Source organism: Nocardiopsis moroccensis, assembly GCF_055763695.1.
In genome coordinates this window covers 3,702,563-3,721,016 of sequence record NZ_CP199747.1, presented here as the reverse complement: position 1 = coordinate 3,721,016, position 18,454 = coordinate 3,702,563, and the positions used below count along the sequence as shown (strand labels likewise).

General features: G+C 72.5%; 21 protein-coding genes. 8 read left to right on the top strand and 13 right to left on the bottom strand.

Annotated elements, in window-relative coordinates; all coding sequences use genetic code 11:
* Positions 1-109: 109 nt before the first annotated feature.
* The 5 genes from ACUKCB_RS16480 to hisN all read right to left on the bottom strand — a co-directional run bounded on the left by ACUKCB_RS16480 (position 110) and on the right by hisN (position 4,778).
* The gene (locus ACUKCB_RS16480; RefSeq protein ID WP_473036495.1) at positions 110-829 is read right to left on the bottom strand and encodes an ABC transporter ATP-binding protein; all 720 of its coding nucleotides are present in this window, start codon (positions 827-829) and stop codon (positions 110-112) included.
* A complete protein-coding gene (locus tag ACUKCB_RS16475; RefSeq protein WP_473036494.1) occupies positions 830-1,867 on the bottom strand; it encodes a permuted SH3 domain-containing protein in 1,038 nt (345 codons plus the stop codon).
* Between the two features lie 10 nt (positions 1,868-1,877).
* Positions 1,878-3,113 (bottom strand): ABC transporter permease, encoded by a 1,236-nt coding sequence (locus ACUKCB_RS16470; RefSeq protein ID WP_473036493.1) that lies wholly within the window; start codon positions 3,111-3,113, stop codon positions 1,878-1,880.
* Between the two features lie 229 nt (positions 3,114-3,342).
* The gene (locus ACUKCB_RS16465) at positions 3,343-3,876 is read right to left on the bottom strand and encodes a hypothetical protein (protein WP_473036492.1); all 534 of its coding nucleotides are present in this window, start codon (positions 3,874-3,876) and stop codon (positions 3,343-3,345) included.
* Between the two features lie 92 nt (positions 3,877-3,968).
* Positions 3,969-4,778, bottom strand: coding sequence for a histidinol-phosphatase (gene hisN, locus ACUKCB_RS16460; RefSeq protein WP_191268397.1), 810 nt, complete (start codon positions 4,776-4,778; stop codon positions 3,969-3,971).
* Between the two features lie 169 nt (positions 4,779-4,947).
* Between hisN and ACUKCB_RS16455 the strand changes: the two genes are divergently transcribed.
* On the top strand, positions 4,948-5,535 hold the full coding sequence (locus ACUKCB_RS16455; protein ID WP_473036491.1) for a TetR/AcrR family transcriptional regulator: 588 nt from the start codon (positions 4,948-4,950) through the stop codon (positions 5,533-5,535).
* Between the two features lie 10 nt (positions 5,536-5,545).
* Positions 5,546-5,839, top strand: coding sequence for a DUF2087 domain-containing protein (locus ACUKCB_RS16450; RefSeq protein ID WP_473036490.1), 294 nt, complete (start codon positions 5,546-5,548; stop codon positions 5,837-5,839).
* Between the two features lie 60 nt (positions 5,840-5,899).
* On the opposite strand, the gene ACUKCB_RS16445 is transcribed toward ACUKCB_RS16450, so the two are convergent.
* Positions 5,900-6,793 (bottom strand): NAD(P)-dependent oxidoreductase, encoded by an 894-nt coding sequence (locus ACUKCB_RS16445; RefSeq protein ID WP_473036489.1) that lies wholly within the window; start codon positions 6,791-6,793, stop codon positions 5,900-5,902.
* A 107-nt stretch (positions 6,794-6,900) separates the two neighbouring features.
* Between ACUKCB_RS16445 and ACUKCB_RS16440 the strand changes: the two genes are divergently transcribed.
* Positions 6,901-7,260, top strand: coding sequence for a winged helix-turn-helix transcriptional regulator (locus tag ACUKCB_RS16440; RefSeq protein ID WP_473041031.1), 360 nt, complete (start codon positions 6,901-6,903; stop codon positions 7,258-7,260).
* 133 nt (positions 7,261-7,393) lie between these two features.
* Here the strand turns inward: ACUKCB_RS16440 and rsgA are convergent, their stop codons facing one another.
* Both rsgA and aroA read right to left on the bottom strand, forming a co-directional pair.
* Positions 7,394-8,425 carry a ribosome small subunit-dependent GTPase A gene (gene rsgA / locus ACUKCB_RS16435; protein ID WP_473036488.1) on the bottom strand — a complete coding sequence of 344 codons (1,032 nt, stop codon included), beginning with the start codon at positions 8,423-8,425 and terminating at the stop codon, positions 7,394-7,396.
* Positions 8,422-9,762 (bottom strand): 3-phosphoshikimate 1-carboxyvinyltransferase, encoded by a 1,341-nt coding sequence (gene aroA, locus ACUKCB_RS16430; protein WP_473036487.1) that lies wholly within the window; start codon positions 9,760-9,762, stop codon positions 8,422-8,424. Before aroA ends, rsgA begins: the two co-directional genes overlap by 4 nt.
* A 119-nt stretch (positions 9,763-9,881) precedes the next feature.
* Between aroA and ACUKCB_RS16425 the strand changes: the two genes are divergently transcribed.
* The gene (locus ACUKCB_RS16425) at positions 9,882-11,054 is read left to right on the top strand and encodes a cysteine desulfurase family protein (protein ID WP_473036486.1); all 1,173 of its coding nucleotides are present in this window, start codon (positions 9,882-9,884) and stop codon (positions 11,052-11,054) included.
* Positions 11,055-11,074: 20 nt separating this feature from the next.
* On the opposite strand, the gene ACUKCB_RS16420 is transcribed toward ACUKCB_RS16425, so the two are convergent.
* On the bottom strand, positions 11,075-12,187 hold the full coding sequence (locus ACUKCB_RS16420) for an NAD(P)H-dependent flavin oxidoreductase (protein WP_473036485.1): 1,113 nt from the start codon (positions 12,185-12,187) through the stop codon (positions 11,075-11,077).
* Positions 12,184-12,783, bottom strand: coding sequence for a flavodoxin family protein (locus ACUKCB_RS16415; RefSeq protein WP_473036484.1), 600 nt, complete (start codon positions 12,781-12,783; stop codon positions 12,184-12,186). Before ACUKCB_RS16415 ends, ACUKCB_RS16420 begins: the two co-directional genes overlap by 4 nt.
* A 135-nt stretch (positions 12,784-12,918) precedes the next feature.
* Here ACUKCB_RS16415 and ACUKCB_RS16410 point away from each other — a divergent pair, with 135 nt between their 5' ends.
* On the top strand, positions 12,919-13,518 hold the full coding sequence (locus tag ACUKCB_RS16410) for a TetR/AcrR family transcriptional regulator (protein ID WP_473036483.1): 600 nt from the start codon (positions 12,919-12,921) through the stop codon (positions 13,516-13,518).
* Between the two features lie 46 nt (positions 13,519-13,564).
* Here ACUKCB_RS16410 and ACUKCB_RS16405 read toward each other — a convergent pair whose 3' ends face one another.
* Complete coding sequence (locus ACUKCB_RS16405) at positions 13,565-14,167, bottom strand: peptidylprolyl isomerase (RefSeq protein WP_473036482.1); 603 nt, start codon at positions 14,165-14,167, stop codon at positions 13,565-13,567.
* A gap of 104 nt (positions 14,168-14,271) precedes the next feature.
* Positions 14,272-14,742, bottom strand: a complete 471-nt coding sequence (locus ACUKCB_RS16400) for a PLD nuclease N-terminal domain-containing protein (protein WP_473036481.1) — start codon at positions 14,740-14,742, stop codon at positions 14,272-14,274.
* A gap of 203 nt (positions 14,743-14,945) precedes the next feature.
* Here ACUKCB_RS16400 and ACUKCB_RS16395 point away from each other — a divergent pair, with 203 nt between their 5' ends.
* The 3 genes from ACUKCB_RS16395 (at position 14,946) to ACUKCB_RS16385 (ending at position 17,494) form a co-directional block, all read left to right on the top strand.
* Entirely contained in the window at positions 14,946-15,764 is an 819-nt protein-coding gene (locus ACUKCB_RS16395) for a helix-turn-helix domain-containing protein (RefSeq protein ID WP_473036480.1), read from the top strand.
* A gap of 135 nt (positions 15,765-15,899) precedes the next feature.
* Positions 15,900-17,114, top strand: coding sequence for an amidohydrolase (locus tag ACUKCB_RS16390; RefSeq protein WP_473036479.1), 1,215 nt, complete (start codon positions 15,900-15,902; stop codon positions 17,112-17,114).
* 212 nt (positions 17,115-17,326) lie between these two features.
* On the top strand, positions 17,327-17,494 hold the full coding sequence (locus ACUKCB_RS16385; protein WP_473036478.1) for a hypothetical protein: 168 nt from the start codon (positions 17,327-17,329) through the stop codon (positions 17,492-17,494).
* 12 nt (positions 17,495-17,506) lie between these two features.
* Here the strand turns inward: ACUKCB_RS16385 and ACUKCB_RS16380 are convergent, their stop codons facing one another.
* A complete protein-coding gene (locus tag ACUKCB_RS16380; protein ID WP_473036477.1) occupies positions 17,507-18,448 on the bottom strand; it encodes a DUF3592 domain-containing protein in 942 nt (313 codons plus the stop codon).
* Between the last annotated feature and the right edge of the window lie 6 nt (positions 18,449-18,454).

Sequence of the window (18,454 nt, the reverse complement as noted above, 5' to 3'; positions counted from 1 at the left end):
GGAAAGCGCCGGGTGGAGAAATCCACCCGGCGCTTTTTCGTGTGCGCGAACCCCGTATCCGACGGGATTGTGCCCGGCACCGCTCCCGGAGGACGGTGCCGGGCACTGCTCAGCGGGTGCGGCCCTCCAACAGTTCCACGACCCGGTCGGCCCGCTCGGCCACCTTCGGGTCGTGGGTCACCACGACCACGGCGGCGTCGCGCACCCGGGACTGGTCGATCAGCTGATCCATGATCATGGTGCTGCTGGCGGCGTCCAGGGCGCCCGTGGGCTCGTCGGCCAACACCAGGGCGGGTTCCCGGCTCAGGGCGCGTGCCAGGGCCACACGCTGCTGCTCACCGCCGGACAGCTGGTGCGGCTGGGAGTGCAGCCGGTGCCCCAGCCCCACCGCCTCCAACAACTCCCTGGCACGCGTTCGGCGGCGCCACAGGGGGACCCCGCCCAGCACCATCGGAACGCCCACGTTGGCCAGGGCGGAGCGTCGCTCCAACAGGTGGAACTGCTGGAACACGAAGCCGATCCCGTCCCCGCGCAGCCGCGACCTGCGGCCCTCCCGCAGGGACGTGGTGTCGATCCCGTCGAAGGTGTAGGCACCGCTGCTGGGTTCGTCCAGCAGGCCCAACACGTTCAGCAGGGTGGACTTGCCCGACCCCGACTGCCCCACAATGGCCACGACCTCGCCGCGGCTGACGTCGAAGGTGCAGTCGTGCAACACGTCGATCCGGGTGCCGGAAACCATGAAGTGCCTGGTCAGGCCCTCCACGCAAAGTAGTGGGGGGGTGGGCTGCCGTCCGGTCGCGGCCACCGGACGGGGAGTGTCGACCGTCATCTAGCCGTCCACCCCGTACATGTCGTCCATATCCTCGTCGGCGTCGCCGGGGACGTCGAAACGCGGGTCCAGCGGGACCGGGTCCATGACCGTCTCGCCGACGCTCAGTCCCTCGGTGACCTCGACGAGCTGCCCGTCGGACAGTCCCAGGGAGACCTCGCGGGCCTCCTCGGCGCCGTCGTCGCCGATCACGGTCACCTCGCCCTCCTCGGCGGTGCCGCGCACGGCGGTCACCGGGACGACCACGACGTCCTTGGCCTCGCCCGTGCTCACCGACAGCTTCCCCCGGACCCCGTCGAACACCTGCAGGTCCGAGGGGACCCGGCAGGACAGCTCGGCCCCGGGGCCGCCGCCTTCGGACTCACCGGTGAACGGGTCGAACTCCTCCGGTTCGGGGGCGGGAGCCGAACCCTCCTCCGCCGAGCCCAGGGAGATGAACTCGCACTCGGCGGAGGGCGGCCCCTTGTCGATCTTGAGCATGATGTCGCTCGGGTCCTCGTAGAGCCGGTACAGGTCGTTGGCGGGGACCGTGGCCACGGCGCGGAACTCGTCCGGTGCGACGGTGGCCACTGCCGCACCCGGTTCCAGGACGTCGCCGACCTGGACGTCGTCCATGCCCCTGATCGTCCCGGAGGCGGGTGCGTACAGGGTGACCTCGGTGGTCGCGGGTCCGGCGTCCGAGTCGGCCTCGGCCGCACCCGCGGTGCCCTCCGCGGGTACCGACACGTTGAGGATCGGGGCACCGTTCTCCACGGTGGCGCCGTTGTCCAGCCACAGGTGTGTGACGGTGCCGCCCTGACGGGCCTTGAGCGACTTGCCCGGCTCCGGTCGGACGGTCGCGTCGAGCACGAGCAGGGAACTGACCGTGCCCAGTTCCACCTCCACCGGCCCGCCGTCCGCGTCCGCCGCGGACTGCTGGAGGAACTCCTCCTCCGCCGCCGGGTCGGCGCCTCCCATGCGGGACAGCAGGAGGTAGCCCGAACCGAACAGGCCCAGCACCAGAATGAGGGCCGCGCCGATGATGATCCACTTCTTCACGTGTTGTCTCCTATTCCCGCAGCCCGGCGACGACGGACGCGCGCAGCGCCCTGATCGCGGGGATGATCCCGGCCAAGAGTCCGACGAAGGCCGCACTGCCCAGGCCGACCAGCGCGGCCGAGGGCGGAACCGCCATGCTGATGTCGGGTGGCAGCCACACGAAGCGGCCGATGAGGGCCCCGCCCGCGGCGACCATGGCCCAGGACAGGGCCAGGGCGATCAGCCCGGCGACGACCGCCACGACCACCGCCTCCATCACCACGGCCACGAACAGGGTGAACCTGCTCGCGCCCAGGGCCCGGTAGGTGGCGAGCTCGCGGCGCCGCTCCCGCACCGTGACCAGCCCCACGTTGAGGACTCCGAGCAGGCCGGTGGTGAGGGTGATCACCGCGATGCCGATCAGTCCCAGGGACAGGTAGCCGATGAGCTCCTCGGTCTCCGCCGCGTAGTCGGTGCGGTAGACCATGATGTCCTCCTCGTTCTCGATCCCCCAGCGCCAACTGGCCGAGAACAGGCGGTCGGTGAACACGCCCCCGGAGAACATCTCGTCGGCGGCCTCGTCGGAGGGGTCCACCCGCGCCAGGTAGGTGGGCTGGGAGAGGGAGTTGTCCTCGGGGTCCCAGGAGGGGCCGAAGACGATCTCCCCGGAGGAGGGCGCGCGCAGCAGGTAGGCGCTGTACTGGTTGGCGTTGAAGGTGGAACCCTGCGAGACGCCGACGATCCGCACGTGGGCCCAGTGGTCGGTGCCGATCTGGACGTCGTCGAAGTCGCCGAGTCGATCGGCCAGGGCCTCGTTGACCACCAGGACGGGGGCCCTGGATTCGAGGTCGGCCTCGGTGAACCAGCGGCCCCGGGTCATGTTGATCCGTCGGATGTCGCCGAGGGCGACGTCCACCCCGACGATGTCGGTGTTCCGGATGACCTCGTCGTCCACCCGCAGCGGCGGGGCGGACTCCATCCGCTTGTAGACCGACACCTCCAGGGCGCCGGCCCGGCCGAGGTCCTCCTCGAACGAGTCCAGGTCGGTGACGGTGCCGAAGGTGCTCACCTCGAGGGTCGCCGCACGTCCGGCGTTGGCCTCGCTGTAGGCGGTGGCGAAGCGCTGCCCGAGGTCGCCCGCGGTGACCACCAGGATCAGCGCGCCGACACCGACGACGATGCCGGCGCAGGACAGGATGGTTCGGGCCACGTTGGCCCGGGAACCGGCGAAGGCCAGTACGATCCCGGCGGTGAGGGAACGCAGCATGAAGCCCCTTCCCGTGTGTCTGTAGGGGTCCGGCGCGGCGCCGACGGCGCCGGGGTGCCCCGCGTCGGGCGGGGTGCCAACAGTTCCATCGCGGGCGCGGGGGGTTTCGGTTCACTGGGAACCGGGTTTTCTCGTGGCCGAACCCGGACACACGTCGTCACGGCCGGGGACCCGGGCGCCGGGGCGGGGGAGGCGGTCCGCTCCGGGCCGCGGGCACGGGGCCGCGGGCCTACTCGACCTCGAAGCCGTCGCAGGTGAGGGGCGCACCGCTTCGACCGTCGGACCACACCACCGTGTAGACGCCGGGCACGGTCTCCCCGGCGCCGAAGTCCTCGGGGTAGTCCAGACGCGCCCACGGGTCCCCGGTCAGATCGGCCTCGGCTGTGGCGGTCTCCCTGTCGGGTCCGGTCACGGAGGCGAGGACGGGGCCGGAGTGCTCCGCCTCGGAGTCGGTGAGGCCGAGTTCGACCGGTTCGCCGCCCCCGACCACGGTGCGGGGTGCCTCGCTGCGCCAACCGCCGGGGAGTTCGGGATCGACGGCCGGGGCGCAGGCGTAGCGGGCCGGGTCGAACAGGGTGTCGGGCATGCCGAGCCCGAGCGGACCGGGATCGGCGCTCTCGCGCACGGTCTCGGCGATCATCTCGCTGAGCTGCTGGGGGCTGTGGCCGTGGCCCTCGCCGCAGGCCGTGGCCAGGAGCAGGACCGCCCCGCAGAGCGCGACCGTGCGCCGCGGGTGGGTTCGGGTGGTCAGCACACAGCGCACGTTACTACTCAGCGTGCTGCATTGGGTGCTCTTTGTGTCGGCCGGGGCGGGTCAGTCCGGGACACCGCGCCGGGAGCGCCCCCGCGGGCCGCTCACTCGGGGCGGCGCAGGGGGGTGGGTCCGCCGTTGAGCCAGGTCAGTACCTGGTCGTGGATGGCCCCGTTGGTGCACACCAGCGGCCCGCCGTCCTCGAAGCCGTCACCACGCAGGTTGGTGGCGCGGCCGCCGGCCTCCTCCAGGATGATCGGCAGCGGGGCCGCGTCCCAGAGCGAGAGCTCGGGCTCGGCCGAGATGTCCACGGTCCCCTCCGCCACCATCACGTGCGACCAGAAGTCGCCGTAGGCCCGGGTCCGCCACACCGAGCGGGTCAGCCCCAGGAACGACTCCAGCCGCCCCTGCTCCTCCCAGCCGGTCAGTGACGAGAAGCTCAGTGAGGCGTCCGACAGCTCCGTCACCTTGGAGACGTGGCAGCGCGAGGCCTTGGACAGGCTCCTGCCCGTCCAGGTCCCGCCGCCCTTGGACGCCCACCAGCGCCGGTGCAGCGCCGGAGCCGAGACCACGCCCACCACGGGGCGGTCGCCCTCCAGCAGGGCGATGAGCGTCGCCCACACCGGGACGCCGCGCACGTAGTTCTTCGTGCCGTCGATGGGGTCGATGACCCACACCCGGTTGCTGTTGCCGGTCCTGCCGTACTCCTCGCCGACCACCGCGTCGCGGGGGCGGGCGCGGGAGAGCACACTGCGCAGGGTCTCCTCGACCATGCGGTCGGCTTCGGTCACCGGAGTGAGGTCCGGTTTGGTGTCGACAACCAGGTCAAGCGCGCGGAAGCGCTTCACCGCGATGTCGTCGGCAGCGTCGGCGAGCACGTGGGCCAGCCGCAGATCATCGTCAAAGGACGCCATGGCCGACAACGCTACCCTCCCCGGCACGAACACGCCCAAGGCAGCACCCCCGCGTGATCAGAGTGTTAGGGGGAGCACAGGGCGCCGGGGGAGCGAGGGGACGCCGGTGCGGGAGCGGGCCCGGGGCCGGAGCACGACGGGAGGGGAGGTCGGATGCGAGGATGGGGGAATGGCAAGCGTGAGCGGAGACAGGCGGCCCCGGGAGGGCACCGGGGCGCGTGAACGCCTGATGGACGCCGCCTACGCCGAGGTGCTGGCGGGGGAGTGGGGGGAGCGGCGGATGGCCGACATCGCCGCGGCCGCCCAGGTGTCCAGGCAGACCCTCTACAACGTCTTCGGCAGCAAGGAGGGGTTGCTCCAGGCGGTGGTGGTGCGTGAGGTCAACGCGCTGCTCGACACCGTGGTGGGGGTCCTGGAGTCCGACGGGCGCGACCCCGCGCACGCGGTGAGCCGCACGACCAGGATGGTTCTGCTCGCGGCCCGGGACAACCCACTGCTGCGCGCGGTGGTCACCGGTGACGACGAGCTCCTGCCCGTCCTCACCACCAGGTCCGCGCCGCTCCTGGACGCCCTGGGGGAGCGCATCGTGTGGACGCTGCGGGAGCACTGCCCGGAGGCGGACCCCGCCGTCACCGAGGCGGTCGCGGACGTGACCCTGAGGCTGATCGTGTCGTACTCCCTCCAGCCCGTCGATCCGGACCGGGCCGCCCACAGGGTGGAGATGGTCGTGCACGGCATGCTGCCCGTGGACCGCTGAGGAGACCGTGGTGCTGGAAGGGCCGGGACCGAGCGAACCCGAGCGCCGCGAGGTGCTGCGGACCCACATGCCCCGGGGACGGATCACGTCCCTGCCCGTCCGCCGCACGGACCGCCTCGTCCTGCTCGACCAGGTCGCCCGCGCCTTCGAACCCGGTGTCCGGTACACCGAGGAAGAGGTCAACGCGGTCCTGCGCCGGTTCACCGCCGACCTGGTGGTCCTGCGCCGTAGTCTCACCGACGAGGGCTTCATGGAGCACGACCGGACCCGCTACTGGCGGTGCGGTGGCACCGTCGACCTGTAGGAGGTGTCCGGCGTGCGGCGCACGCCGGACACCCTTCGGCGGTCCCGGGACGGGTGGACTTCAGGAACGCTCGACGAGCAGTTCCAGGGCCCCGGTGCCGTCCTCGTGGGCGAAGCCCTGTGCCAGGCGCTCCGCCAACAGTTCGGAGTAGGGCGCCAGGAGCCGGAAGTCCACTCCCCGCTCCCGGGCCGCCGCGGCCAGGGTGCGGTTACCGGAGACCTGCATGGCCAGGTTGGAGACCACGTCCCTGGTGTAGTCGCCGCTGTCGATCTGCTCGGCCATCGTGTCCGCCGCGGACGCCATCGCGGTGAGCCACGAGGTGAGGAGCCCGGAGAACTCCTTCAGCGGCATCTCCTCACCGCGGACCAGGGCGAAGGCGTGGGTGATCCCGGCCAGCATGCCGTTCATCGCGCTGAGCAGGGCGATGTCGTACAGGGCGGCCGCCCCCGGCCGGGCCCCGGCGAAGTGGACGCCCAGGGGCGCCGCGAGAGCGGGCCGGTGCCGGTCGAAGACCGCCCGCGAGCCGCCGTAGAACACGTAGCCCCCGGCCTCGGGAACGCCGACCATGGGCGGGACCGCCATCACCCCGCCGCTGAGGAAGCGGGCGCCCCGGTCATGGGCCCACACGGCGCGGGCGTCCGCCTGGTCCGGGGTCCCGGTGGTCAGGTCGACCAGGTCCCTGCCGTCGAGGTCGGCCCCGGCCAGAGCCTCCTCGACCGAGGCGTCATCCAACAGGCAGGTCACCACCAGAGGTCCGGCGGCCACGGCCTCGGCGGCGGTGCCGGCCACGTCGGCGCCGAGCGCGCGGAGCGGTTCGGCACGGGCGGCGGTCCGGTTCCAGACGGTTATCGGGTACCCGGCGGCGAGCCAGGCCCTGCCGAGCGCGGCACCCATCGCGCCGAGGCCGAGCAGGACCACGCGGGGCTTGGTTGACTGTGCGGTGTCGTGTGTCATGCGTTCAGGTTCGGGCCGGGCCCGGAGAGCGGACAAGTACGCACTTCGAAGTGGGCGCGCACCTGTGGGTAAGCATCCAGTTGGACAGACGGAACGGAGCGGTCACGTTGGTCACCAGGCGGGCGGAGAACGCGTACCACTGCGGTATCGATGCGGCGATGGACGTGGTGGGCGGTAAGTGGAAGGTGCTCGTCCTGTGGGCCCTCGACGAGCGTCCGCGCAGGTTCGGCGAGCTGCGCAGGGAGTTGTCAGGCGTCACGGAGAAGGTCCTCGCCTCGCACCTGCGTGAACTGGAGGGGGACGGGATCGTGCACCGGGAGGCCTTCGCCGAGGTTCCGCCGCGCGTGGAGTACTCGCTGACGGACCTGGGGCGGAGCCTGAACCGGGCCCTGGAACCGCTGGGGCTCTGGGGTCGCGAACACGTGCTGGCGCAGGCACCGGTCGACGGGGGCCCGCCGAGGCCCTGAGCCCGCGGACCCGGGCGGAGCCACGGGGTTCACCGGGTCGGGGAGTAGGGCGGGCGACGGCCGCGCGGAGTATGCCCGGACGCCCCCCGCGCGGCCTGGGGCAGCCGCGGAGGGCACAGGACGGCCGGAGCGGTCAGGCGTGCGGGCCGGGCGGGGGCTCCGCGGCCTCGGACTCCTCGTCGCCCTCACGGCTGCTGAGCAGGCGCCTGAGCGAGGCCACCCGTTCGGGGTCGGCCTCCCCCCGGTCCAGGGCCGCCCCGATCGCGCACTCCGGGGCCTCGGGCTGGTGGGTGCAGTCGGGCGGGCAGTCCTCGGCGATCTCCGCGAGGTCGTGGAAACCGGCGACGATCTCCTCGGGTGAGACGTGCGCCAGACCGAAGCTGCGCACACCCGGGGTGTCGATCAGCCAGCCGCCCCCGAACCGCAGGGCGAGCGCAGAGGTGGAGGTGTGGCGGCCGCGGCCGGTGACCGCGTTGACGTGGCCGACGGCCCGGTCGGTCCCCGGGACCAGCCGGTTGACCAGGGTCGACTTGCCCACACCGGAGGAGCCCACGAACACCGTGGTCCTGTCGGCCAGGCGGGCGCGCAGCCCGTCGAGGCCGCCCTCGGGGCTGAGCACCTCGTACGGGATCCCCAACGGCCTGTAGGCGCCCAGCATCTCGTCGGGGGAGGCCAGGTCCGCCTTGGTGAGGCAGAGCAGCGGCTCCAGCCCGGCGTCGTAGGCGGCCACCAGGCACCGGTCCACGAAGCGCGGCTGGGGTGCGGGGTCGGCGAGGGCGCAGACGATGGCGAGCTGGTCGGCGTTGGCGACGATCACCCGCTCCACGGGGTCGGTGTCGTCGGCGGTGCGTCTGAGCACCGAGTCGCGCTCACGGACCCGGACCACCCGCGCCAGGGTGTCGGGCCTGCCGGACAGGTCGCCGACCACGTCCACCCGGTCACCGACCACGATGGAGCCCCGACCGAGCTCGCGGGCCTTCATGGCGACCACGGGGACGCCGTCCACCAGGCAGCGGTACCGGCCCCGATCGACGGCGGTGACCAGGCCCTCCACGGCGTTCTCGTGCTTGGGCCGCTTACGGGTGCGCGGTTTGGAACCGCCCCGGGCGCGTACGCGGATGTCGTCCTCGTCCAGATGGCGTCCCCCGCCCCGCGTGCGGCTCATGCCAGGACCTCCGACCACAGGCCCGGGAAGTCGGGCAGGGTCTTGCGTGTCGTGGCGATGTTCTCCACCTCCACTCCGGGCACCGCGAGCCCGATGACCGCGCCGGACGTGGCCATCCGGTGGTCGTCGTAGGAGTGGAACACCCCGCCGCGCAGCGGCCTGGGGCGGATGACCAGACCGTCGGGCAGCTCCTCGGCGTCTCCGCCCAGCCGGTTGATCTCGGCGGCCAGGGCGGCGATGCGGTCGGTCTCGTGGCGGCGCAGGTGTGCGATACCGGTCAGCCGGGAGGGGGAGTCGGCCAGGGCGGCCACGGCCGCGATGGTCGGGGTGAGTTCGCCGACGTCGCGCAGGTCCGCGGTGATGCCGTGGATCCCGCCGGTGCCGCGCAGGGTCAGGTCCGTGCCGTCGGCGCCGGTGCGGGAGACCTCGCCGCCCATCCGGGTGAACAGCCCGCGCAGGGCGTCACCGGGCTGGGTGGTGTGTACCGGCCACCCCTGGACGGTCACCTCGCCCTTGCTGACCAGCGCGGCGGCGAGGAAGGGGGCGGCGTTGGACAGGTCCGGTTCGACGGTGATCTCGGTGGCCCGGACCGGCCCCGGACCGACCTTCCACGAGTTTTCGGCGGTGGTGACGTCGACGCCGACCGCACGGAGCATCTCGACGGTCATGTCCAGGTGCGGCTGGGAGGGGACCGGCGGCCCCTCGTGGCGCACGTGCACCCCTTCGGTGAAGCGGGCGCCGCTGAGCAGCAGGGCCGAGACGAACTGGGAGGACCCCGAGGCGTCCAGGGTGACCTCGCCGCCGCGTACGGCACCGGTCCCGTGGATGGTGAGCGGCAGGGCGCCGCGCCCCCCGTCGTCGATGTCGGCGCCCAGGGCGCGCAGCGCGCGGAGGAGTTCGTCCACGGGCCGCTCACGGGCCCGGGGGTCGCCGTCGAAGTGCACGTCACCGTCGGCCAGGGCGGCCAGCGGCGGCACGAAGCGCATGACGGTGCCGGCGTTGCCGACGTCCACGGTGGCCGGCCCGCGTGGGGGCGCCGGGGTGACGGACAGGTCGGAGACGGCGCCCGGGGACGACGCGGGCAGCTCCTCGATCCGGGTGCCGAGCGCGCGCAGGGCGCCCACCATGAGCTCGCTGTCCCGGCTGACCAGGGGGCCGCGCACCGTGCACGGCGTTTCGGAGAGCGCCGCGAGGATCAGGGCCCGGTTGGTGACGGACTTGGAACCGGGAAGGGAGATCCGGGCGCGCACCGGCTGGCCGGCGGTGGGCGCGGGCCAGTGCTCCCCGGCGGGGGCGGCTGCGGTCTGGTCGGGCTGCGTGGACGCGGAGTCAGGCATGCCCCAAGGTTATCGGGCCGGGCGCGGTCGGGCGGTGGTCGATTCCGGCCTGTGGACAACCGGGCCGCGGGTCCCCGGGGCCCGGAGGGAGGTTGGTCGGACGTATCCTGGCATGCGCCATGGTGTATCTGGATCACGCAGCCACGACCGAGGTCCGCCCCGAGGTGATCGCCGATGTGGCGGCGGAGCTCGGTGCCCTCGGCAACCCCTCGTCCCTGCACGGCCACGGACGGGCCGCCCGGCGAACCGTCGAGGAGGCGCGCGAACGCGTCGCCGAGGCGGTGGGGGCGACCCCGCACGAGGTGGTCTTCACCGCGGGGGGGACCGAGTCGAACAACATCGCGATCAAGGGCCTGTACTGGGCCCGCAACGCCGAGGACCCGGCGCGGGTGCGGATCCTGGTCAGCGCCGTGGAGCACCACGCCGTGCTCGACCCCGCCCGCTGGATGGCCGACCACCAGGGCGCCTCCTGCGAGGAGCTGCCCGTGGACGCCCTGGGCCGGGTCGACCCCCAGGCCCTGCGCGCGGCGATCGAACGCGACCCCGCCTCGGTCGCCCTGGTGTCGGTGATGTGGGCCAACAACGAGATCGGCACGGTGCAGCCGGTGCGCGAGCTGGCCGCGGTCGCCGCCGAGTACGGCGTCCCCTTCCACACGGACGCGGTCCAGGCGGTGGGGGCGCAGGAGGTGGGGTTCGCGTCCAGCGGGGTGAGCGCCCTGACGCTGAGCGGCCACAAGCTCGGCGGTCCGGTGGGCAGCGGGGCGCTCGTGGTGGCGCGGGGCGTCGCCCCGGTGCCGGTCCTGCACGGCGGCGGACAGGAGCGCGACATCCGCTCCGGGACCCTGTCGGCCCCGCTCGCGCGGGGGCTGGCCACCGCCGTTCACCTGGCCGTCGAGGGACGCGAGGAGCACGCCAAGCACCTGTCCGCGCTCCGGGACGAACTGGAGTCCCGGGTCCGCGGGGTCGTCCCCGACGTGGTGGTCAACGGCGACCCGGAGCTGCGCCTGCCGGGGATCGCCCACCTGTCGTTCCCAGGTTGTGAGGGCGACGCCCTGCTGATGCTGCTGGACGCCAGGGGGATTTCCTGCTCCACCGGTTCGGCCTGTTCGGCGGGGGTGGCCCAGCCCAGCCACGTGCTGCTGGCCGCCGGTGCCGGGCCCGAGGCGGCCCTGAGCAGCCTGCGCCTGTCGCTGGGCCGGACCTCGACCGCCGAGGACGTGGACCGGCTGGTCGGCGAGATCGGCCCGGCGGTCGAGCGAGCCCGTGCGGCCATGGCCAAGCGGCGGCGCTGACCGTTCGGGAGCGGTCCTGGCTACGGCGGTGGCGCCTGCGACGGGAGGCCGAGCACCCTGTCGGCATCGGCCACCAGCGCGGCCAGGTAGTCCCCGGCGGTGCCGCCGGGGGCCAGCAGAGCGGCCTGTCCGGACCACAGGTTGAGCCGGTCGGGTCGTTCGAGCTCCGCGGCCCTGGCCCGGATCGGCAGCATGAGGTTGTTCTGTGCCGGGTAGGGCGGGACCCGGTCCTCGGCGTCGGCCATCCCCCGCACCAGGTCGTTGGCGATCCCCCTGGCCGGGCGTCCTGAGAAGAGCCGGGTGAGTACGGTGGTCCGCGCCTGTTCGGAGCCGAGCGCCTTCCGGTGGGCCGGGTTCGCACCCGACTCCCGGGTCCGGAGGAAGCCGGTCCCCACCTGGACGCCGTCAGCGCCCAGGGTCAGGGCGGCGGCGACGCCGCGTCCGTCGGCGATTCCGCCCGCTGCGACGACCGGGACGGTCACGGCGTCACTCACCTGGGGAACCAGGGAGAACGTTCCGACGAGTGACTCGCGCACGGGCGCCAGGAACGAACCGCGGTGTCCGCCCGCGTCGCTACCGGAGGCCACGACCACGTCGCATCCGGCCTCCTGGAGCGCCCGGGCCTCGGCGACCGTGGTGGCCGTGCCGATGAGTGGCGCTCCGATCCGTCGGGCGCCCTCGACCAGCCGCTGGGGCGGTGGGCCCATCACGACGCTGATCACCGGGGGCCGGGCCGCCAGGACGGCGTCCACCTGGGCTTCGAAGTCCAGGTGGGTGTTGACGGTGTCCAGGTCGGGCGGGGTGAGCCCGAACTCGGCGTAGTAGGCGGTGAGTCGGTCGGTGTGCGCCGCCAGTGCCGCCGTGTCCGGTACGGGCCGCTCCTCCTCGGCGCGCGGTATCCACAGGTTGACGGCGAACGGTGCCGAGACGGCCGCGCGGATCCGCTCCACCAGGGGGCCGATCCGTTCGGGGGCCATGGCGTGCACGCCGTAGGATCCCAGACCGCCCGCCTCGGAGACCGCCGCGGTCAGGTCGACCGTGGACAGTCCGCCGCCGAACGGCCCCTGGACCACGGGGTGGCGGATGCCCAGAACCGAGGTGAGGGCGGCTCCGGGCCGCTGGCCGGGGTTCACGCGGTCACCGCCGTGCGCCCGTGCTCGAAACGCACCGCGGCCCGCGCGACCTGGGCGCCCAGGTGCTCGGCCGTGCGCAGGTCGCTGTCGCCGGGAGCCTGGTCGGGGCCCAGGTCGGACGGGGACTGGGCCATGGCACCGGTGAAGCCCGCGAGGCGGTTGAGGTCCGCCCGGCTGCCCCGGCTGGAGTACTCGCCGCCCGGGGCCAGGCCGAGCGGTACCCAGATCATCCCGTGCTGTGCGGCGAACACCGCGAGCGCGCTGAGGGCGGTGTCCTTGTTGCCGTTGGTTCCGGCGGAGTTGGTGAACCCGGCCGCGAGCTTGCCCTGCCAACGCCGTTCCTGCCAGACGGGGGCGGTGGCCTCGGCGAAGCCCTGGAAGACGGCGGAGTTGCCACCCATGTAGGTGGGGGTGCCGAACACGATCGCGTCGGCGTTGTCGAGTGCGGACCACAGGACGTCGTCGGGGGCGGTGACGTCGTGCAGTGAGGACCGCGCGCCGCTCGTGCTCGCGGCCCCTCGGGCGACCGCCTCGGCCTGCCGGGCGGTGTGGCCGTAGCCGCTGTGGAAGGCGACGGCGACTCGGACGTCGTGCATGGGGGACTCTCTTCCTCCGTCGGGTGGGCGCGTCGGCCCGCGTTGGGACAAACATAGACGACCGGTCAACTATTTGGCAATACTGCGATCCTGTGGCTCAACACCGATAGTTGACCGGACGTATACTCTTGGTCCATGGGACGGACGAGTGACGCGAGGGAACGCATCCTGGACTCCTCGCGCAGACTCATGCGCGCGCGGGGCTACACGGCCCTCGGGATCGCGGACATCTGCGCCGACGCCGGGGTGAAGAAGGGCAGTTTCTACCACTTCTTCGACTCCAAGCAGGCGCTGACCGTGGAAGCGGTCGACGAGCAGTGGGCCCAGGAGCGCCGCGCGCTGGAGGCAGCCCTGGCCCAGGCCGCCGGAGGGCCCCTGGGGCGGCTCCGCGCCCTGGTCGAGTGCCTGCTCGGTACCCAGCGCACCGACCACAGCGAGTCGGGGGTGATCCACGGGTGCCTCTACGGCAACCTCGCCCTGGAGCTGAGCGGACAGGAACCGCAGGTGCGCCGGCGGCTGTCCGAGGTGTTCGACGAGCAGGTCGGTATGGTCGCCCGCCTGATCGGCGAGGCGCAGGAGGCGGGACTGGTCGGATCGACGGCCGAAGCCGGCGCTCTGGCCAGGTCGACGGTCGCGCAGATCGAGGGCATGGTGCTGCTCGCCCGGGTGCGCAACGATCCCGCCCTGTTGGACGAGGTCTGGCCCGGCGCCGCACGGCTACTGGGCGTGACCTGATCCCCGGGCCGCGGCTGTCGGCCCGGGAACCCCGTGGGAACCGCCGTCAACCGTCCGCGTGGTTGATGGTCACCGACTCCAGGACGACGTCGCTGAGGGGACGGTCGTTGGCGTCCGTCTCGACCACCGAGATCGCCTCCACGACCGCCATCGACTCCTCGTCGGCCACCCTGCCGAAGATGGTGTGCTTGCCGTCCAGTGACGGGGTCGGCTCCACCGTGATGAAGAACTGGGAGCCGTTGGTGTTCGGGCCCGAGTTGGCCATCGCCAGTACGCCCGGCTCGTCGAAGGTCAGGCCCGAGTCGAACTCGTCCTCGAACTGGTAGCCGGGGCCGCCGCGGCCGGTGCCCTGCGGGTCGCCGCCCTGGATCATGAAGTCCTCGATCACGCGGTGGAAGACCGTGCCGTCGTAGAACTCGTCCCGGCCCGTCTCCGGGTTGGCCGGGCCGTTGCCCTCGGCGAGATCGACGAAGTTGGTGACGGTCAGCGGCGCCTCGGAGGCCAGCAGTTCCACCCTGATGTCGCCCGCACTGGTGTGGAGCGTGGCGCCTCCCGCGTCCGAGGTGGGCTTCTCCTCGTCCTGGCACGCCGAGGTCGCGAACAGGGCGGTGCAGGCGAGGATCGATACCGGCAGGGTCAAACGGTTCATGGTTCACTTCCGAGATCAGGTGCGCAGCGGGCGGCACACAGAGTACTGCGCACAAGTGCACACCAAATCCCCGGGTGGCACCTGACCGAAACTCGGCGCTCGGCTCAGGAGGCGGGGCCCGCCGGGTCCTCGTCCCCGTCGTGTCCGCGCGGCTCTCCGGTCTCCGGGCCGGGGCCGTCGCCGGTTTCCGTCCCGGGGCCGCCGCCGGCCTCCCGGGCCTGCCGTTCCTGCATCTCCCTGGCCCGGCGGCGCTGTTCCTCGGCGCGTTCGCGGCAGCGCCGCAGGAAGGCCTCGTCCTCCTCCGGGGATGCGGCCCGGGCGCGTCCGGGGTGCTCGTACTCGGGGAAGGGCGGCGCGGGGCCGACCGGTCCGCCGGGCGGCGCGGGCTCCCGCGGCGGGCGCCCCAGCAGGAACCACAGCGCAGCACCGAGTTTGGGCAACAGGAGGACGATCACCGCCCACACCGGCTTCGGCAGCAGCCTGATCCGCTCGGAGTCCGACCCGATGACGTCGAACAGCACGTACACCCAGAACGCGAGCGACATCAGTGCGAGGAGGAGGGCGAGGTGGACCAACGGACCTTCCAATCGGGGGAAACACTCGACAGAGAGGGGCGACATCGTCGACTTTGTACTGACTTATCACGGATGGCCGCTCCCGCCCGGTCGCTTGACCAGCCGCCCCGGCGCGGGAGAAGGTTCGAACAGAGGGGCTGGGGCGTCGAACCGAGGGTACGTCACCACAGGCCCGCAAACCTCGGGCGAGGACGGGAGAGGTTATGGGTGTGAACACCGTGTTGCCGTCGGCGATGTGGCTCCCCTTCGGGGCTCGGGTACTGCGTGCCCGATCCGACCGGGGCCTCTCGCGCGCCGAGCTCGCCGAGAACGTGGGAGTGACCGACGACAAGCTCCGCGAGGTCGAGGACGCGCACTGCCGACCGGCCCGCTCCCTGGTCGAACGGGTCGACACCGTCCTGGGCACGGAGCACCAGCTGGTCGACGCCTGGGCGATCACCATCCAGGCGGAGGCGTTCCCCACCGAGTTCGGCGACATGAGCGAACTCGGTACGCACGCCGCCCGCCTGTGGGAGCACCAGCCGATGACGGTCCCCGTCTTCCTGCGCACCCGCGAGTACTCGCGGGCGGTCCTCGAACCCGGCCACCCCAACCTGGAGCCCGCGGAGATCGAGGCCATGGTGGACGGGGAGATGGCCGACCGGGCGGCGATGACCGGACCGGGCGGCCCGGTCCTGCGCGTGGTCCTCAACGAGTCCGTGCTCCAGCGGCCCCAGGGCGGCGCCGACGTGCTCAACGGCCAGCGCGACTTCCTCGCCGACCTGATCAAGGCGGGCATCGTCGACCTCGGGATCATCCCCGAGAAGACACCGAACCACCCGGGGCTCGGCGGGGCCTTCCGGATCATGGAGTTCGCCGACCGCCCCAGCATGGTCTACGCCTTCGCCGCCCAGGGCGGCGAACTCACCGGGGACAGCGAGGACGTCGGCCACTGCCGGATGGTGCGCGACTCCATCGAGGAGGCCAGCGTCGACCTGAGCCCCGAGTCCGAACTCCTCACCGCGCGCTGGTCGGCCGACTGACCGGCCGCCGGGCACGGGCGGTGGACGGCACCGGGCGCACCCGCGGACGGCGAGGGGCGTGCACGGCCGGTCGTGGGATGATCGGTTGCGAAAGAGCCTTGGGAACGTGACCGTCCATGGGCTAGGTTGCCCGCCATGGATATCGCTATCACTTCCGGATACGTCGTCCCCGTCGACGGAGACCCCATCGACGGCGGCACGGTCCTCATCACCGACGGCAGGATCGCCGCCGTCGGCGCGGCAGCCGACGTCGCCGTCCCCGAGGGCGCCGAGATCGTGGACGCCGCGGGCAAGTGGGTCCTGCCCGGCTTCGTCGAGGCCCACGGCCATGTCGGCATCCACGAGGAGACCATCGGCTGGGCCGGTGACGACACCAACGAGATGACCGACCCCAACGGTGCCCGGATGCGGGCGCTCGACGCCATCAACCCCGCCGACCAGGGGTTCACCGACGCCCTGTCCGGCGGTGTCACCAGCTCCGTGATCAAGCCCGGATCGGGCAACCCCATCGGCGGCCGCACCGTGGCCATCAAGATGTGGGGCCGCAGCGTGGAGGACCGGCTGATCAAGGAGCCCGCCAGCGTCAAGAGCGCCCTGGGCGAGAACCCCAAGCGGGTCTACGGCAACAAGGACACGCTTCCCTCCACCCGCCAGGGTGTGGCCGCGGTCATCCGCGACGCCTTCACCAAGGCCCAGGACTACAAGGCCAAGCGGGACCACGCCGAGCGGGAGGGCACGCCCTTCGACCGCGACAACACCCTGGAGACCCTCGTCCGGGTACTGGACGGGGAGGTGCCCTGGTGCCAGCACGTGCACCGCGCCGACGACATGCACACCGCGATGCGGCTGGCCGACGAGTTCGGCTACCGGCTCATCATCAACCACTGCACCGAGGGCCACCTGCTGGCCGACGAGATCGCCGAACGCGGCATCCCGGTCATCACCGGGCCGCTGATGACCAGCCGGTCCAAGGTCGAGGTCGGCAACAGAACCCTCGCCAACCCCGGCATCCTGGACCGCGCGGGCGTCAAGGTCGCCCTCACCACCGACGCCCCGGTCATTCCGATCGAGTTCCTCGTCCACCAGGCCATCCTGTGCGTCAAGGAGGGCATGGACCGCGACTCCGCGATCCGCGCCCTGACGCTCAACCCCGCCGAGATCATGGGCCTGGACGACCGGGTGGGCGCCCTCAGGCCGGGGATGGACGCCGACATCGTGGTCTGGTCCGGGGACCCGCTCGACATCATGAGTCGCGCCCAGCGCGTGTTCGTGGGCGGCCGCGAGGTGTACACCTACGACGAGGCCAGGCGTGAGGGTGTGGCCGCCGACCCCTACTACCGGGAAGCCTGAACCCGTCCCGCCGTCTGAGGCACCTGCGGTCCCGACCGGTGTCCTCTGAGGTACCTCAGACACCTCCGGCGCCGTGCCCCGCACCACTGAGGCGGGGCACGGCGCCGGTTTCTGGTGCACTTTCCCGATGTGGCGGCGGGGGCCTTACCGGGAGTCTGAAGGCAGTCGGACAGAGGGAATCCGGCGGACACGGACTCACCGAAGGGGACACCATGCACCCGGAACTCGCCGCCCAGGCCGCCGACGTCTACCGAGCCGAGGCCGAACGCGCCGCCCGCGAGGAGCGCGCGGTCCGCAAGGCCGTGCGGGAACGGCGCCGGCAGGAACGCGAACGGGGCCGCGGCCCGCGCCCGGCGGGCCGCCCGAACCCGGCGGTGTGAACGACCCGGCCCTCAGAAGGGGGCGAGAACCCGGAACACGAACGTCAGCACCGACCCGACGAGGGTGAACACCACGCCCACGAGGAGCGGCAGCAGGACCGGCAGGGCACCCGGGTTCGGGTGGTCGGCCAGGGCGTAGTGCGGCGGGTGGGCGGGGTCGTAGTCGACGTGCAGGCGCTCCCCGGGTTCGGGTGCGAAGCTGCTGCCGGCGATGGGGTGGCGCAGGTGGACCTCGCGTCCGTCGGCGGCCCGGAATCGGACCGTGAACGGGTGCAGACGCACCTTCCTGCGCCTGTTCCCGTCGCGCTTCCACCTCACCTCGGTCCAGCAGTCGGTGACCACACCGGTGGCGGAGGCGCCGTACTCCGGGCGGACGACCTTTCCGGTGAGCATGCGGTACACCGTGCGCACCAGCAGTCCCAGGCCCACCAGCGCGAAGAGCGGTGGCACGAGGAGTAGAACCGTGCCGCTCATGTTCAGGGCGGCCAGGACGGCGGCCCCGAGGACCACCAGGGCTCCCGCGAGGGGGGAGACCGCCGCCAGGAGGGAGGGCGGCTCGGGGATCCCGTCGCGGTACAGCGGGTAGTCGCCCATGGAGGGCTCCGGGAAGGCCGCGCGCTCCACCCGGGCGTTCGAGGGGTTCCCGGGGGCGTACAGCACCGTGACCGGGGTGCCCTCCCGAAGGAGGTAACCGCCCGTCCCCGAGTCGTCGGCGGTGTCCCAGGAACGCCCCTGGCCGTCGTGCACCCGGACGGCCACCGAGTGCCGGCCCGAGGCACGGTCCATGGGATGGACGGCGGAGACCACCCCATGGGCCCGGACCCCGGACCCGGTCAGTTCCAGGTCGCGTCGGCGTCGTGCGAGGGCGGAGAGGGTCCGGCGGCCGCCCGTGTAGAGGGCCACGCCCGCGGCGACCGCGAGCAGGAGCAGTGTCAAGAGGGTTTCGTCGTCCACCGGGGT